This window comes from Pseudochrobactrum saccharolyticum (assembly GCF_008801715.1).
Taxonomy (GTDB): Bacteria; Pseudomonadota; Alphaproteobacteria; order Rhizobiales; family Rhizobiaceae; genus Pseudochrobactrum; species Pseudochrobactrum saccharolyticum.
Map to the genome: position 1 here is coordinate 210,351 of NZ_VZPG01000004.1, position 14,435 is coordinate 224,785.

The following is a 14,435-nucleotide window of genomic DNA, read 5'->3' on the forward strand; positions in this document are numbered from 1 at the left end:
GTGACGTAATAATGCCTTGAGCACTTATTATGTCACATGAAATGAATTCAAAATCGGGATCTGAATGGCATGAAACTTCAAGATATCGCAGCCTATGTAAATGATATGACGGACTCAGTCGTGCAGACTGAGATTTCCGGATTGAGTTCCGATTCCCGTAAGGTACAGAAGGGCAGCTTGTTTGCGGCTCTGAAAGGCGTGAAAAATGACGGTTCGGCCTATGCTGCTGATGCTGTCAAACGCGGTGCAGTTGCAATTCTGGCCGATGAAGACATGAATGCCGAGGGCATCACTGTGCCGGTGCTGCGCAGCAAAGACCCGCGCCATGCGCTGGCAATGGCTGCTGCAAAATTCTATGGTAAACAACCGCAGATTATGACTGCTGTTACCGGTACCAGCGGCAAAACCTCCGTTGCTTCCTTCACCCAGCAGATTTGGGCCTATGCAGGTTTTGCGGCAGCAAGCATTGGTACGACCGGCGTTTTCTCCCCGACACGGAATGAATATGGCTCGCTGACAACACCGGATCCGGTGGAGCTGCAGAAACTTCTCGCAGAGCTGGCGGATGAAGGTGTGACCCATGCCTGTATGGAAGCCTCATCGCATGGACTGGATCAGCGCCGTCTGGACGGTGTGAAACTGACAGCCGCAGCTTTCACCAATCTCGGCCGCGATCATATGGATTATCATCCGACGGTTGAAGATTATCTTGGCGCAAAAATGCGCCTGTTTGATACGCTGCTGCCAAAAGGTGCTCCCGCGATTATTTTTGCTGATGATGTCTTTTCACCGCAGGCGATTGCAGCCGCTGTTGCTGCCGGTTCTGATGTGAAAACCGTTGGCCGTAAAGGTGATTTCATTACGCTGAAACGCGTGGAGCACGAGCGCCATCGCCAGCATGTTGAGCTGAGCCATGCCGGTAAGATTTACGAATTTGCTTTGCCGCTGGCGGGTGATTTTCAGGTGGCGAATGCGCTGGTTGCTGCCGGTCTGGCAATTGTCTCCGGTGTGCCTGCGGATGCGGCTTTCCGTGCATTGGAGCGTCTGAAAGGTGCGCCGGGTCGTCTGGATCTGGTCGGTTCGACTGAAGACGGCGTGCCTGTCTATGTGGACTATGCCCATAAGCCAGACGCGCTGGAAAATGTGCTGACTTCAGTTCGCCCGTTTACCACCGGCCGTGTGATCGTAGTATTTGGCTGCGGCGGTGACCGCGACAAGGGCAAGCGTCCGATCATGGGAGAAATCGCCACCCGTCTGGCCGATGTGGTGATTGTCACCGACGATAATCCGCGTTCGGAAGTACCGGCTACTATCCGCTCAGAAATTCTGGCTGCGGCACCGGATGCACTGGAAATCGGTGACCGTCATGAAGCTATCCGCCATGCCGTGCTGCTCGCACAGGCAGGCGATACAGTTATTATTGCGGGCAAGGGGCATGAAGAAGGGCAGACCATCAATGATGTGACGCTGCCATTCTCCGATCATGCAGAAGTTGCCCGCTCGCTTGAGGCGCGTTTTAAATGAGTGATTTGCTTTGGAAATCGTCTGACATGGTAAAAGCGATGGAAGGGCGGCCGGTCGGCCACCTTCCTGAAGGTATTACCGGTATTTCAATCGATTCCCGCACGCTGCGGAAGGGTGAAGCCTTTTTCGCGATTAAAGGTGATGTGTTTGACGGGCATGATTTTGCAACCGCTGCTATGGCTGCCGGTGCAGGCCTGCTGGTTGTGACCGAAGCGCGTTTGCCTGCTCTGGGTAAATTACAGGTGCCGATGATTGTGGTGGATGATGTGCTGGCCGCACTGACCCGTCTTGGCATTGCTTCCCGCGCACGCTCCAAAGCGCAGATCATTGCTGTTACCGGCTCTGTGGGTAAAACCACCACCAAAGAAGCTCTGCGCCATGTTCTGTCTGATTGCGGCAAGGTTCATGCTTCCGCCGCTTCATTCAATAATCACTGGGGTGTGCCGCTGACTTTGGCACGTATGCCGGAAGATACCGATTATGGTGTCTTTGAAATCGGCATGAACCATCATGATGAAATTCGCCCGCTGGTGAAAATGGTTCAGCCGCATGTGGCTGTCATTACGCTGATTGCGCCTGCGCATCTGGGGCATTTTGCTAATCTCGAAGAAATTGCTGTTGCCAAAGCGGAGATTTTCGAAGGCGTGCTGCCCGGTGGTTATGCACTGCTGAACCGCGATGACAAACGCTTCAAACAGCTGGAAGCGCTGGCAACAGCTGCCGGTATTGAGCACATCACCACATTCGGTGAAAATGCCCGTTCAACCTACAAGCTGCGTGATCTGGTGATGAAGACGGATTGCTCCTGCATCACGGTTTCGCTCGGCGGTCAGGAAGCGGCTGTGAAGATCAGTGCTCCCGGCCGGCATATCGTACAGAATATGCTGGCGGTGATGGGCGCTGCACATCTGGTTGGCGCGGATATGACGAAAGTTGTGCTGGCGCTGGCAAGTCTGCAGGCTGAAGCCGGACGCGGTGCGCAATATCGTCTACGCCATGGTGACGGCACATTCACGCTGATTGATGAGAGCTATAATGCCAATCCGGCATCCATGCGCGCTGCACTATCACTGCTTGAGACTACAGAGCCGCAAGGCGAGGGGATCGAGAAGGGACGGCGCATTGCAGTGCTTGGCGATATGCTGGAACTGGGCAAGCAATCTTCCAAGCTGCATGGTGATCTGGCACGCCCGATTGTGGATGCGCATGTGAATATGCTTTTCATCGGCGGCGCGCATATGAGTGCCCTGAAATCCGCAATGCCTGCAGAAATTCAGGTTGAGTATCGGGAAAGCGTTGACGAACTGCTTCCACTTGTAGTCAAAGCAGTGCGTCCCGGAGATGTGGTGATGATTAAATCGTCAAAGTCGATCGGCTTTGTGAAAATCGTCAATGCGTTGCTGAAAAAATATGCCGTCTCTGAGGCCGCAGAATAAACAGGCCGGTTTTATGCGCAAAGTATAAAACCGGATTTTCCATATACAGTCATAGCTGGCTGCTAAAGAATAACAGGAACTAAGCACTGCATTTCTTGTGTAATGCGATGTGTTAAAGTGCCGATACCGACCTGAAGGGCATTCACCCGATGCTGATGTTATTAGCCAATGCTGCGGATCATCTATCGTTTTTCAACGTATTCCGCTATATTACTTTCCGCACCGGCGGTGCACTGATTACATCAGCTTTGCTGGTCTTCTTACTTGGGCCACGCATTATTGACAGTTTGCGCGTCCGGCAGGGGCGCGGTCAGCCGATCCGTGCTGACGGCCCGCAGACTCACTTCAAAAAAGCCGGTACGCCGACCATGGGCGGATTGATGATCCTGTTCGGAACATTGGCTTCGGTCATGCTCTGGGGCAATCTCAAAAGCGTTTATGTCTGGGTTGTGCTGCTGGTAACAATCAGCTTCGGTGCTATCGGTTTCTACGATGACTATCTGAAAGTGACAAAACAGTCGGATAAAGGTTTTTCCGGCAAGGCGCGTCTCGGGCTTGAGTTCATCATTGCTGCAATTGCTGCCTATGTCATCATGCGCACCGGTCAGGAGCCGTTTTCGTCCTCGCTGACATTCCCGTTCCTGAAAGGCATGTTGCTGGATCTGAGCTGGTTCTTCATTCCTTTTGCCGCTTTTGTCATGGTTGGTTCCGGTAATGCGGTCAACTTTACCGATGGTCTTGATGGGCTGGCGATTGTGCCGGTGATGGTTGCCGCGGCTTCTTTCGGATTTATCGCTTATCTGTCAGGTAACGCGATTTTTGCTGATTACCTGCAAATCCATTTTGTGCCGGGCACTGGTGAGCTGGCGGTTATTCTCGGCGCGGTTATTGGTGCCGGTCTGGGTTTCCTCTGGTTCAACGCTCCGCCTGCCGCGATCTTTATGGGTGATACCGGTTCGCTTGCGCTGGGCGGTATGCTGGGTGCGGTTGCGGTTGCGACCAAGCACGAAATCGTGCTGGCAATCATCGGCGGCCTGTTCGTTATGGAAGCACTGTCGGTGATTATTCAGGTTGGCTGGTTCAAACTGACCGGCAAGCGTGTGTTTCTGATGGCACCTATCCATCACCATTTTGAGAAAAAAGGCTGGACTGAGAGTCAGGTGGTTATCCGCTTCTGGATCATCGCGATTATTCTGGCGATGATCGGTCTTTCAACGCTGAAACTGCGTTAAATAAATTGTAAAACACACGTAATCCGAATGGTTTTGTTAACCATTCGGATTAAATTATATATTGAATATTATTGTCGACTGGCGGCCTGATTATGATCCCGACACTGACCCTCAAAGATAAAGCCGTTGCGCTGTTTGGCCTTGGCGGTTCCGGTATTGCAACAGCTAAAGCTATGATCGCCGGTGGCGTGAAGGTTGTGGCATGGGATGATAATCCAGACAGTGTTACCCGTGCGGTAGCGGAAGGCATTCTCACACAGAATTTGCGCGAAGCAGACTGGTCGGGCTTCAGTGCATTTATCCTCTCTCCCGGTGTGCCGCTGACCCATCCGCAGCCGCATTGGAGCGCGGAACTGGCACATCAGGCGCAGGTGCCGGTTATCGGTGATGTCGAACTGTTTTGTCGTGAGCGTAATGCAGTGCTGGCTGCAGGCGATGATGTGCCATTTGTCGCCATTACCGGCACCAATGGCAAATCCACTACAACTGCGTTGATTGCCCATATTATCAAAGCCTCAGGCCGTGATATGCAACTCGGCGGCAATATCGGTACTGCTGTGCTGTCGCTTGAAGCACCGGCAGATGGCCGTAATTATGTGGTTGAGTGTTCGTCCTATCAGATTGATCTGGCACCTTCACTCAATCCGACAGCGGGTATTTTACTGAACCTGACGCCCGATCACCTCGACCGTCACGGTACGATGGAAAATTATGCCGCCATTAAAGAACGTCTGGTTGCAGGCAGTGATACGGCGATTGTCGCCATTGATGATACTTATTGTGTTGCCATTGCTGACCGGCTGGAAAAAGCTGGCAAGAAGCTGATCCGTTTCTCCAAAGATCAGGTTTTGCAGGACGGTTATTATGCGCAGGGCGCGCAGATTTGTCGTGCACAGAATGGCAAGACCGAATTGCTGTTGTCGCTGGAGGGCATCGGTTCTCTGCGCGGCGCACATAATGCACAAAATGCTTTGGCAGCAATCATTGCCTGCCTGACTGTTGGTCTGAGCCTTGACGAAATCCGCGCCGGTCTGCGTAGTTTTCCGGGGCTTGCTCATCGTATGGAGCAGGTCGGCCATCAGGGTAAAACCCTGTTTATCAATGATTCAAAAGCCACCAATGCGGAAGCAACTGCGCCCGCGCTGTCGTCTTTCCCGCAACTTTACTGGATTGCGGGCGGTCTGCCGAAAAGCGGTGGTATTGAAAGCCTGCGCATCTTCTTCCCGCGCATTACCAAAGCCTATCTGATCGGTGAAGCGGCAGCGCAATTTGCGGCTACTCTGGGCAATGATGTGCCGTTTGAAATCAGCCATACGCTGGATGCCGCGATTGATCATGCAGCCTTGGATGCGGCGCAGGATGTGGCTGATGAGCCGGTTGTGCTGTTGTCGCCGGCCTGTGCCAGCTTTGACCAGTTTCCGAATTTTGAAAAGCGCGGCGCAGCATTCCGCGATAAAGTTATGACGCTGCAGGGATTTGCACCGATCGGGAGGGCAGACTGATGGTTAGCCGCGTAGACAGAGGCCCTGTCGCCAATTGGTGGTGGACGATTGACCGTTATTTTCTGGCTGCCTGTCTGGCACTGATGGGACTTGGCATTTTGCTGTCCTATGCCGCCAGTCCTGCGGTGGCAGAGCGTATTGGTCTGGACAGTTTTCACTTTGTTGAGCGCCAGATCTTTTTCATGATCCCTGCGCTGATCGCTATGATTGGTACGTCATTTCTCAGCCCGCGTCTGGTGCGCCGTTTTGCATTGGCTCTGCTTGGTATTTCTCTGTTGCTGATGGTTGCAGCCCTGTTTTTCGGGATTGAAGTCAAAGGTGCGCGGCGCTGGGTCTCTCTGGCCGGAGTTTCCATCCAGCCGTCCGAGTTTATGAAACCGGCTTTTGTGGTGATTTGTGCATGGTTGTTCTCCGAACAGGAGCGCAGCGGCGATATGCCGGGCAGTTTTATGGCGCTTATCCTGTTCGGTCTGGTTGCAACACTGCTGATGGCACAGCCGGATTTCGGGCAAACCACGCTGACAGCCGTGAGCTGGGGCGCTATGTTCTTTCTGGCGGGCATGTCATGGATGTGGATTGTCGTCTTTGGCGGCGGTGCGGTTGTGCTGGGCTTGGGTGCCTATACATTCCTTCCCCATGTGGCGGGTCGTATTGACCGCTTTATGACCGGTGAAGGTGACACGTTTCAGGTTGATACCGGCCGCGAAGCGATTATCAGCGGCGGCTGGTTCGGGCAGGGGCCGGGTGAAGGGACGATCAAACGTATTATCCCTGACAGCCATACGGACTTTATTTTCTCGGTGGCTGCGGAAGAATACGGCATTATCCTGTGTATTCTGATTATGCTGCTATTCGCCTTTATCGTTATTCGCGGGCTTGTTGTTGCCATGAGAGAGCGTGATGCTTTCTCGCGTCTGGCCATTTCCGGTATTGTGATTTTGTTCGGCTTCCAGTCGATCATCAATATGGCTGTGAACCTGCATTTGATGCCTGCCAAAGGGATGACACTGCCGTTTATTTCCTATGGCGGTTCATCGCTGGTGGCGATTGCAATTACGATGGGTTTTCTGCTGGCGCTGACACGTCAAAATCCTGAGCGCCGTATGTCTGCTTCGCTGAAAGGTGCGGGCGAACGTATTCCTGTGCTTTAAATTATAAGACGAATTGCGCAGTTCCGGCGATGATTGTTCGGGACTGCCTGTTAAAAAAATACAGAACGGATGATGATGACAAAAGGTGTTATCGTTTTGGCAGCGGGTGGTACCGGCGGGCATTTGTTTCCTGCTGAGGCGCTCGCGCATGAGCTGACAAAAGACGGTTATGATGTGCATCTGGTAACCGACAAACGTGCACAGCGTTTTGTTTCCGGTTTTGATGAAAATCATGTCCATGTCGTGCGTTCCGCAACCATTGCCGGTAAAAATCCGATTGCACTGGCGAAGACATTTTACAGCTTGTGGCAGGGCAATCTCGATTGCCGCAAGCTTTTCCGCCGTCTGAACCCAAAACTGGTTGTTGGTTTCGGTGGCTATCCGACCCTGCCGCCGCTCTATGCGGCATCGCGCATGAATATTCCGACCATTATCCATGAGCAGAATGCGGTGATGGGACGTGCCAATAAAGGTCTGTCTGCCCGCGTGACAGCGATTGCCGGTGGTTTCCTGTCGGCAGAGAGCGGCACTCATGCGGCTAAAACGGTGCAGACAGGCAATCCGGTGCGCCCGAGCGTTATGGCGCAGACCAATGTTGCTTATAAGCCTTCGGTAGAACCGGATGTTTTCCGCTTGCTGGTTTTTGGCGGCAGTCAGGGCGCGCAATATTTTTCTACCGTGGTGCCTGCCGCGATTGCTCTGCTTGAGATTGACGAGCGTGAAAGACTGTTTGTCACTCAGCAGGCACGCCCTGAAGATGAAGTGATTTGCCGTAAAGCCTATGAAAAGCTGGGCGTTAAAGCACAGGTCGCACCATTCTTCGGTAATCTGCCGGAGATGATGGCGCAGGCGCATTTCGTTCTCTCCCGTTCCGGTGCTTCTACCGTTTCTGAAATTGCAGCAATTGGCCGTCCGAGCCTGCTGGTGCCGTTTCCGTTTGCCCTTGACCACGATCAGGCCGCCAATGCCGAGGCGCTGGCAAAAGCCGGTGGCGGTGAGGTTATCCGTCAGGCAGAACTGAAGCCGGAAAAACTGGCAAAAATCCTGATTGCAGCGCTGAATGAGCCGCAAAGACTGGCAGATATGGCAGCGCGGGCAAAAAGTTCAGGTCGTCCTGATGCAACACGGTTGCTTGCTGATCTTGTCGAGGCTATTGCAGCAGGATTGTCTGTTTCTGATTATAAGCAAGGAAAACGCGTATGAAAATGCCTCTGAATATTGGTCTGGTTCATTTTATCGGGATCGGCGGCATTGGCATGAGCGGCATTGCGGAAGTGCTGCATAATCTGGGCTATAAAGTTCAGGGCTCAGATCAGGCTGACAGCGCCAATGTGCAGCGTCTGCGTGACAAGGGCATTGAGGTTTTTGTCGGTCATAAAGCCGAGAATATCGGCAAGGCTGATGTGGTTGTTGTCTCCACTGCTATCCGTCCGAATAATCCGGAGCTGGTTGAAGCGCGGGAAAATCTGCTGCCAATCGTGCGCCGTGCGGAAATGCTGGCCGAGCTGATGCGCTTCCGTCAGGCAATTGCCATCGGCGGTACCCATGGCAAAACCACCACGACCTCGATGGTTGCAACGCTTCTGGAAGCCGGTCATCTTGACCCGACTGTTATCAATGGCGGCATCATCAATGCCTATGGCACCAATGCCCGTATGGGTGAGGGTGAGTGGATGGTGGTCGAGGCCGACGAGAGCGACGGTACTTTTCTGAAGCTGCCTGCTGATATTGCGGTTATTACCAATATTGATCCTGAGCATCTCGACCATTACGGCTCGTTCGATAATGTACGCGCGGCTTTCCGCCAGTTTGTTGAGAATGTGCCATTCTATGGTTTCGGCGTTATGTGCCTTGATCATCCGGAAGTTCAGGCGCTTGTCAGCCGTATCGAAGACCGCCGCGTGATTACCTATGGTGAAAATCCGCAGGCCGATGTGCGTTTCTCCAATCATCGCATGGATGGTGCCGTTTCGGTGTTTGATGTCGTAATCCGCGATCGCAAGGGCGAAGTCGTTGAGATCAAGGATTTGCGTCTGCCGATGCCGGGTCGTCATAATGTGTCCAATGCGACTGCAGCCATTGCTGTGGCGCATGAGCTTGGTCTGACTGCTGATGATATCCGCAAAGGTCTGTCGGGCTTTGGTGGTGTTAAGCGTCGCTTTACCCATACCGGTTCGTGGAACGGCGTTGAAATCTTTGACGATTACGGCCATCATCCAGTGGAAATCAAAGCTGTGCTGAGAGCTGCCCGCGAAGCCGCGCCTAAGCGCGTGATTGCGATTGCCCAGCCGCACCGCTTTACGCGTCTGGCGAGCCTGTTCGACGATTTCTCCACCTGCTTCAATGATGCGGATACAGTGATGATTGCGCCGGTTTATACCGCTGGTGAAGATCCGATTGAGGGCGTGACCTCGGAAGCCTTGGTCAGCAAGATCAAAACTGCCGGTCACCGCGATGCACGCTATCTGGAAGACCCTGCGCATTTGCCTGAAGCGATTAAAGCACTGGCACAGGAAGGCGATTTTGTCGTGTTCCTCGGTGCCGGTAATATCACGCAATGGGCATACGCATTGCCTAAGCAATTAGGTGGTACAAGCGCTGCCTGAGTGTCTGATCCAAAAGTCGCCCGACTTGGCTGCAAATGGCAATTTTCTCCGCTTCCGTACTCACGTACAATATGTACGCTCCGTTCGGATGCTCTAAAATCACCATTTTCGCTTGCGTCTGCCGCTTTTTGATTCAGACACTGAAATGTAGCGGACTTAAAAAAATACCGGTACGGATCAGGGATAATGCCTTGATCCTGCCGCCTTTCTCCTGACCTTATCCGAATTGTTGCGATGCTTATAATCCGGAAAATTTGAAGTCCGGATCGATTTAAGAGAGATGGTTGAAAATGGCTGTAAAGCTTGATGGTGAAGCGCTGTTAAAGCAGCTTGAAAAACCTTTGTCCGGTATTCGCGGACGTCTGACGCCAAATTCCGGCATGGATAAGATCACATGGTTTCGTGCCGGTGGCCCTGCGGAAGTTTTGTTTCAGCCTGCGGATGAAGATGATCTGGCAGAATTCCTGAAAAATGTGCCGGAAGAAATTCCGGTGATGACTGTCGGTATCGGCTCGAACCTGCTGGTGCGTGAAGGCGGTATTCCGGGCTTTGTGGTGCGTTTGTCTGCCAAAGGCTTTGGTGAGGTCGAGCGGGTGTCGGATACGCGTCTGCGTGCCGGTACGGCCACGCCTGACAAGCGTGTGGCTGCGGCAGCGCTTGAAGCTGAAATTGCCGGTTTCCATTTCTATCACGGTATTCCGGGCGGTATCGGCGGTGCATTGCGTATGAATGCCGGTGCCAATGGTGTTGAAACCTGTGAACGTGTTGTCGAAGTGCGCGCGCTTGACCGTAAAGGCAATCTGCACATTCTGAGTAATGCGGATATGGGCTATGCCTATCGCCATTGTTCCGCGCCGAAAGATCTGATTTTCACCAGTGCGCTGTTTGAAGGACCGCGCGGCGAAGCGGCTGCAATCCGCGCTGCCATGGATGAAGTGCAGAACCATCGTGAGACTGTGCAGCCGATCCGCGAGAAGACCGGCGGCTCAACTTTCAAAAATCCTGAAGGCACATCTTCGTGGAAAGAGATCGATAAAGCCGGTTGCCGTGGTTTCACTGTCGGCGGTGCGCATATGTCGAATATGCACTGCAATTTCATGATTAATGGCGATAATGCCACCGGTTATGATCTGGAGCTGCTGGGCGAGACTGTGCGCAATAAAGTGCGTGCGAATTCCGGTATTAATCTCCATTGGGAAATCCGTCGTCTCGGCCAGTTCCTCGAAGGACGCGAAGTCACCGAATTTCTCGATTAATCTTTTGCGCTTTTGCAGTGGTCGTTCTGTTTTAGGGAAGGCCGCTGAAGTTCTGTAAAGTCACCGCTGTTTTCTCTGATTTGGGAGGGCAGCGGTGATTTGTTTTTGAGGGGCGATTTACGCGGTTTTGCGGGTGATTTGCCCCTGTCAAGAGTCCTGTCTTTGCATTTTGCTAAAATAAATTTCCGCACAAACTAATTATCAAAAAACCATAATAAATCAGTAGTTTCACCCGAATCTGATTCGGATCTTGCAGTCGTAATTTTTTGTAAGGGCTTGCCATAGAATCAACTCTCTGATTCTTATAGTGAACAAGCGTTAGTGATTTGGGTCGGCAAGTTAATTTTGCCTTGGGGTTCTGCGGAAATCTTCCGCCGGAGCGCTGTATGATTGTCTGAATTTTGGTTCAGTTTTTTGATTGTGCGGCGTGCCAGGGAATATTTTTAATGTGTTTTGCGTGTCTGTTCGACATGCGGCTCAGCTCCGGCGGGCTTAGAGTTTTGTTTTATGTGTATCAGCGTTGCTGGCAGAGGGGACATGGTTAAAATGACAGGTAAACATGTTGCTGTCTTGATGGGCGGGTTTTCATCGGAGCGTCCGGTCAGTCTTTCCTCGGGTGCTGCCTGCGCCAAAGCGCTTGAAGAGCAGGGCTATCGTGTGACGCGTGTTGATGTCGGCCGCGATGTGGCTGCTGTTCTTGCTGAATTGAAGCCTGATGTTGCGTTTAACGCATTGCACGGTCCTTTTGGTGAGGACGGTGCCATTCAGGGTATTCTCGAATATCTGCAAATTCCTTACACGCATTCCGGTGTGCTGGCCTCGGCGCTGGCAATGGATAAGGGGCGTGCCAAGCTTGTTGCCGGTGCTGCCGGCGTGGCTGTCGCACCGTCGCGCGTGATGAACCGTTTTGATATTGGCAATCAGCATCCGATGCAGCCGCCTTATGTGGTGAAGCCGGTGCGTGAAGGTTCCAGCTTTGGTGTGGTGATCGTGCGCGAAGGGCAGAGCGCTCCGCCGCAGATTCTCGGTTCGGATGAATGGAAATACGGCGATGAGGTTATGGTCGAGCGCTATGTCGCCGGACGTGAATTAACCTGCGCTGTGATGGGGGATCGTGCCCTTGGTGTGTGTGAGATCATTCCGCTGGCACATTCCTTCTACGATTATGACTCAAAATATGCAGATGGTGGCTCGCGGCATGAATGTCCTGCGAAAATTTCACCAAATATTTACCAAAAAATACAAATAATGGCACTTCAGGCACATCAGGCAATCGGATGTCGCGGCGTGAGTCGTTCCGATTTCCGTTTTGATGAGAACGGCTCCGGTGACGGTGAGCTGATCTGGCTTGAAGTGAATACGCAGCCGGGCATGACGCCGACCTCTCTGGTGCCGGATATTGCCAAGGCTGAAGGGTATTCATTCGGTGAGTTGTTGAGCTGGATGGTGGAGGATGCCTCGTGCATGCGATAAAGGCGAGATCTGACAGAAGTAATCGTGATGCGATGATGTCCCGTACATCACTTTCGCACGGTGGTGCTTTTGTTCTTCCGCGTTTTCTGCGCAAGCCTTTCCGTATTGCCTCGCGCCTGTTCGGCGGCGGGGTTAATGTTCCGCGTTATGCGGGCACTTTCGGCATGATCGGTTTTCTGAGTGCGACCGGTATTTACGGTATGGTCATCGGTAACCATACACATGAGGTTGTGAAAGCAACGGCATCAACTTTCGGTTTTGCAATCGAGAAGGTGAGCGTTGCCGGTAATAATGAAACCTCTGAAATTGATATTCTTGAAAAGCTCGGACTGGACGGAGAGACATCTCTTATCGGTTTCAATGCGGATGAGGCACGTCAGGCGATTGAAACATTGCCTTGGGTCGCCGGTGTTGAAATCCGCAAAGTCTATCCGGGTTCTGTTGTGGTTTCCCTGCAGGAGCGTAAGGCATTTGCAGTCTGGCAGTCCGGCCGTGATTTGCTGCTGGTGGATGAAGAAGGCAAGCCGATCGTTCCGCTGAACGGTTCCCGTTATGCCTCGCTGCCGCTGGTGGTGGGCGAAGGTGCGCAGAAGCGCGGCAAGGCTTTTATTGAAACAGTTGCAGCCTATCCTGATCTGGCCGCCAAAGTGCGTGCCTATGCGCGGGTTTCTGACCGCCGCTGGGATTTGTTGTTTGATAATGGTGTGCGGGTTTTGTTGCCTGAGCAGGATGTAAAGCGTGCTCTGGCAGAGGTTGAAACCCTGCAGCGGACTAAAAATATTCTTGGTCGGGATATTCTCAGCCTCGACATGCGTCTGGATGACCGTGTGACAGTACAGCTCACACCGACCGGCATGGAAAGCCGTGAGAAAATGCTGAAAGACCGTGAAAAAGCTGCCAAAGCGGCAGCGGGTAGGCGCGTATGAGTATCTGGTCTGCAAAAAACACTTCCGGTTCGTCCTCTTCAGGTCGCCGTACGCGGCTTCTGACAGTGCTTGATGTCGGATCGAGCAAGGTTTCCTGTGTGATTGCGCGTCTGCGCCCGCGGGATGAAAGCGCGTTTCTGCCGGGGCGTACGCATCGTATGGATGTGCTGGGTATCGGCTATCAGAAATCCCGCGGCGTTAAATCCGGTGTGGTGATTGATCTGGATGCGGCCGAGCAGTCGATCCGTCTGGCTGTTGATGCGGCTGAACGTATGGCCGGTCTGACCGTTGAATCGCTGATCGTCAATATTTCTTCCGGTCGCCTGAAAAGCGAAACCTTCAATGCGAGCATTGATCTGGGCGGCCATGAAGTAGAGAAAACCGATATTCGTCGCGTGCTTGCTGCCGGTGCCAAACAGGCGCTGCAGGCTGAGCGTCATCTGGTTCACTCGCTGCCGATTGGTTACACGCTCGACAGTGAACGCGGTATCCGCGATCCGATGGGAATGCTGGGCGATTCACTCGGCGTTGATATGCATGTGCTGACCGCAGACAGTGCACCTTTGCGCAATCTCGAATTGTGCATCAATCGCTGCCATCTCTCGGTTGAAGCGATTGTCGCCACCCCTTATGCGAGCGGTCTGGCGGCTCTGGTGGATGATGAGGCGGAAATGGGCGCGGCCTGTATTGATATGGGCGGCGGCACCACAACGATTTCCGTATTCTCGGAAGGCAAATTTATCCATGCTGACGCCATTGCCATTGGCGGTATGCATGTAACAATGGATGTGGCACGCGGGTTCTCCACCCGTATGGAAGATGCTGAACGGCTCAAGGTTATGTATGGCTCGGCGCTGCCAAGCGCTGCCGATGACCGTGACCTTATCAGCGTTCCGCCGATCGGCGATGACGATCGTGATGTGCCGAACCAGTATCCGCGTTCAGTTCTCACCCGTATCATTCGTGCCCGTGTTGAAGAAACACTGGAGCTGGTTCGTGACCGGCTGAATGCTTCGGGGCTGGGCCATATTGTCGGTAAGCGTGTTGTGCTGACAGGTGGCGCAAGCCAGCTGACCGGTATGCCGGAAGTTGCCCGCCGTATTCTGGCGCGTAATGTCCGTATCGGGCGGCCTTTAGGAATTGCGGGATTGCCGGAAGCTGCAAAAGGTTCGGCATTCTCGGCAACAGTAGGCCTGCTGATTTATCCGCAGGTAGCAGGCATTGAAGAACGGTCTGTTCGTGCTGCCTCCGGTGGTCGTCTTATCGGCTCCGGCGGACGTATTTCACGGGTCGGCCAATGGCTGAAAACAAGTTTTTAGTAAGAAGGTG

General features: G+C 53.0%; 11 protein-coding genes. All 11 read left to right on the top strand.

Annotated features, from left to right (window positions below; genetic code table 11):
- Nucleotides 1–69 precede the first annotated feature (69 nt).
- The 11 genes from F7P81_RS13265 (at nt 70) to ftsA (ending at nt 14,425) form a co-directional block, all read left to right on the top strand.
- Nucleotides 70–1,524: a UDP-N-acetylmuramoyl-L-alanyl-D-glutamate--2,6-diaminopimelate ligase gene (locus tag F7P81_RS13265; RefSeq protein ID WP_151159844.1), complete on the top strand. Its 1,455-nt coding sequence runs from the start codon at nt 70–72 to the stop codon at nt 1,522–1,524.
- Nucleotides 1,521–2,960 (top strand): UDP-N-acetylmuramoylalanyl-D-glutamyl-2,6-diaminopimelate--D-alanyl-D-alanine ligase, encoded by a 1,440-nt coding sequence (locus F7P81_RS13270; protein ID WP_075656123.1) that lies wholly within the window; start codon nt 1,521–1,523, stop codon nt 2,958–2,960. The genes F7P81_RS13265 and F7P81_RS13270 overlap by 4 nt, the downstream gene beginning before the upstream one ends.
- Before the next feature lie 149 nt (nt 2,961–3,109).
- The gene (gene mraY / locus F7P81_RS13275; RefSeq protein ID WP_022711362.1) at nt 3,110–4,192 is read left to right on the top strand and encodes a phospho-N-acetylmuramoyl-pentapeptide-transferase; all 1,083 of its coding nucleotides are present in this window, start codon (nt 3,110–3,112) and stop codon (nt 4,190–4,192) included.
- Nucleotides 4,193–4,284: 92 nt separating this feature from the next.
- Nucleotides 4,285–5,694 (top strand): UDP-N-acetylmuramoyl-L-alanine--D-glutamate ligase, encoded by a 1,410-nt coding sequence (gene murD / locus F7P81_RS13280; RefSeq protein ID WP_151160017.1) that lies wholly within the window; start codon nt 4,285–4,287, stop codon nt 5,692–5,694.
- A complete protein-coding gene (gene ftsW, locus F7P81_RS13285; RefSeq protein WP_022711365.1) occupies nt 5,694–6,845 on the top strand; it encodes a putative lipid II flippase FtsW in 1,152 nt (383 codons plus the stop codon). Before murD ends, ftsW begins: the two co-directional genes overlap by 1 nt.
- A 75-nt stretch (nt 6,846–6,920) precedes the next feature.
- On the top strand, nt 6,921–8,048 hold the full coding sequence (gene murG / locus F7P81_RS13290) for an undecaprenyldiphospho-muramoylpentapeptide beta-N-acetylglucosaminyltransferase (RefSeq protein ID WP_151159846.1): 1,128 nt from the start codon (nt 6,921–6,923) through the stop codon (nt 8,046–8,048).
- Nucleotides 8,045–9,451, top strand: coding sequence for a UDP-N-acetylmuramate--L-alanine ligase (murC, locus tag F7P81_RS13295; protein WP_151159847.1), 1,407 nt, complete (start codon nt 8,045–8,047; stop codon nt 9,449–9,451). The genes murG and murC overlap by 4 nt, the downstream gene beginning before the upstream one ends.
- 290 nt (nt 9,452–9,741) lie before the next feature.
- Nucleotides 9,742–10,707, top strand: coding sequence for a UDP-N-acetylmuramate dehydrogenase (gene murB, locus F7P81_RS13300; RefSeq protein WP_151159848.1), 966 nt, complete (start codon nt 9,742–9,744; stop codon nt 10,705–10,707).
- Between the two features lie 546 nt (nt 10,708–11,253).
- Complete coding sequence (locus tag F7P81_RS13305; protein ID WP_151159850.1) at nt 11,254–12,180, top strand: D-alanine--D-alanine ligase; 927 nt, start codon at nt 11,254–11,256, stop codon at nt 12,178–12,180.
- A complete protein-coding gene (locus tag F7P81_RS13310) occupies nt 12,168–13,106 on the top strand; it encodes a cell division protein FtsQ/DivIB (RefSeq protein ID WP_370627075.1) in 939 nt (312 codons plus the stop codon). The genes F7P81_RS13305 and F7P81_RS13310 overlap by 13 nt, the downstream gene beginning before the upstream one ends.
- Complete coding sequence (ftsA, locus tag F7P81_RS13315) at nt 13,103–14,425, top strand: cell division protein FtsA (protein WP_022711371.1); 1,323 nt, start codon at nt 13,103–13,105, stop codon at nt 14,423–14,425. The genes F7P81_RS13310 and ftsA overlap by 4 nt, the downstream gene beginning before the upstream one ends.
- Nucleotides 14,426–14,435 lie beyond the last annotated feature (10 nt).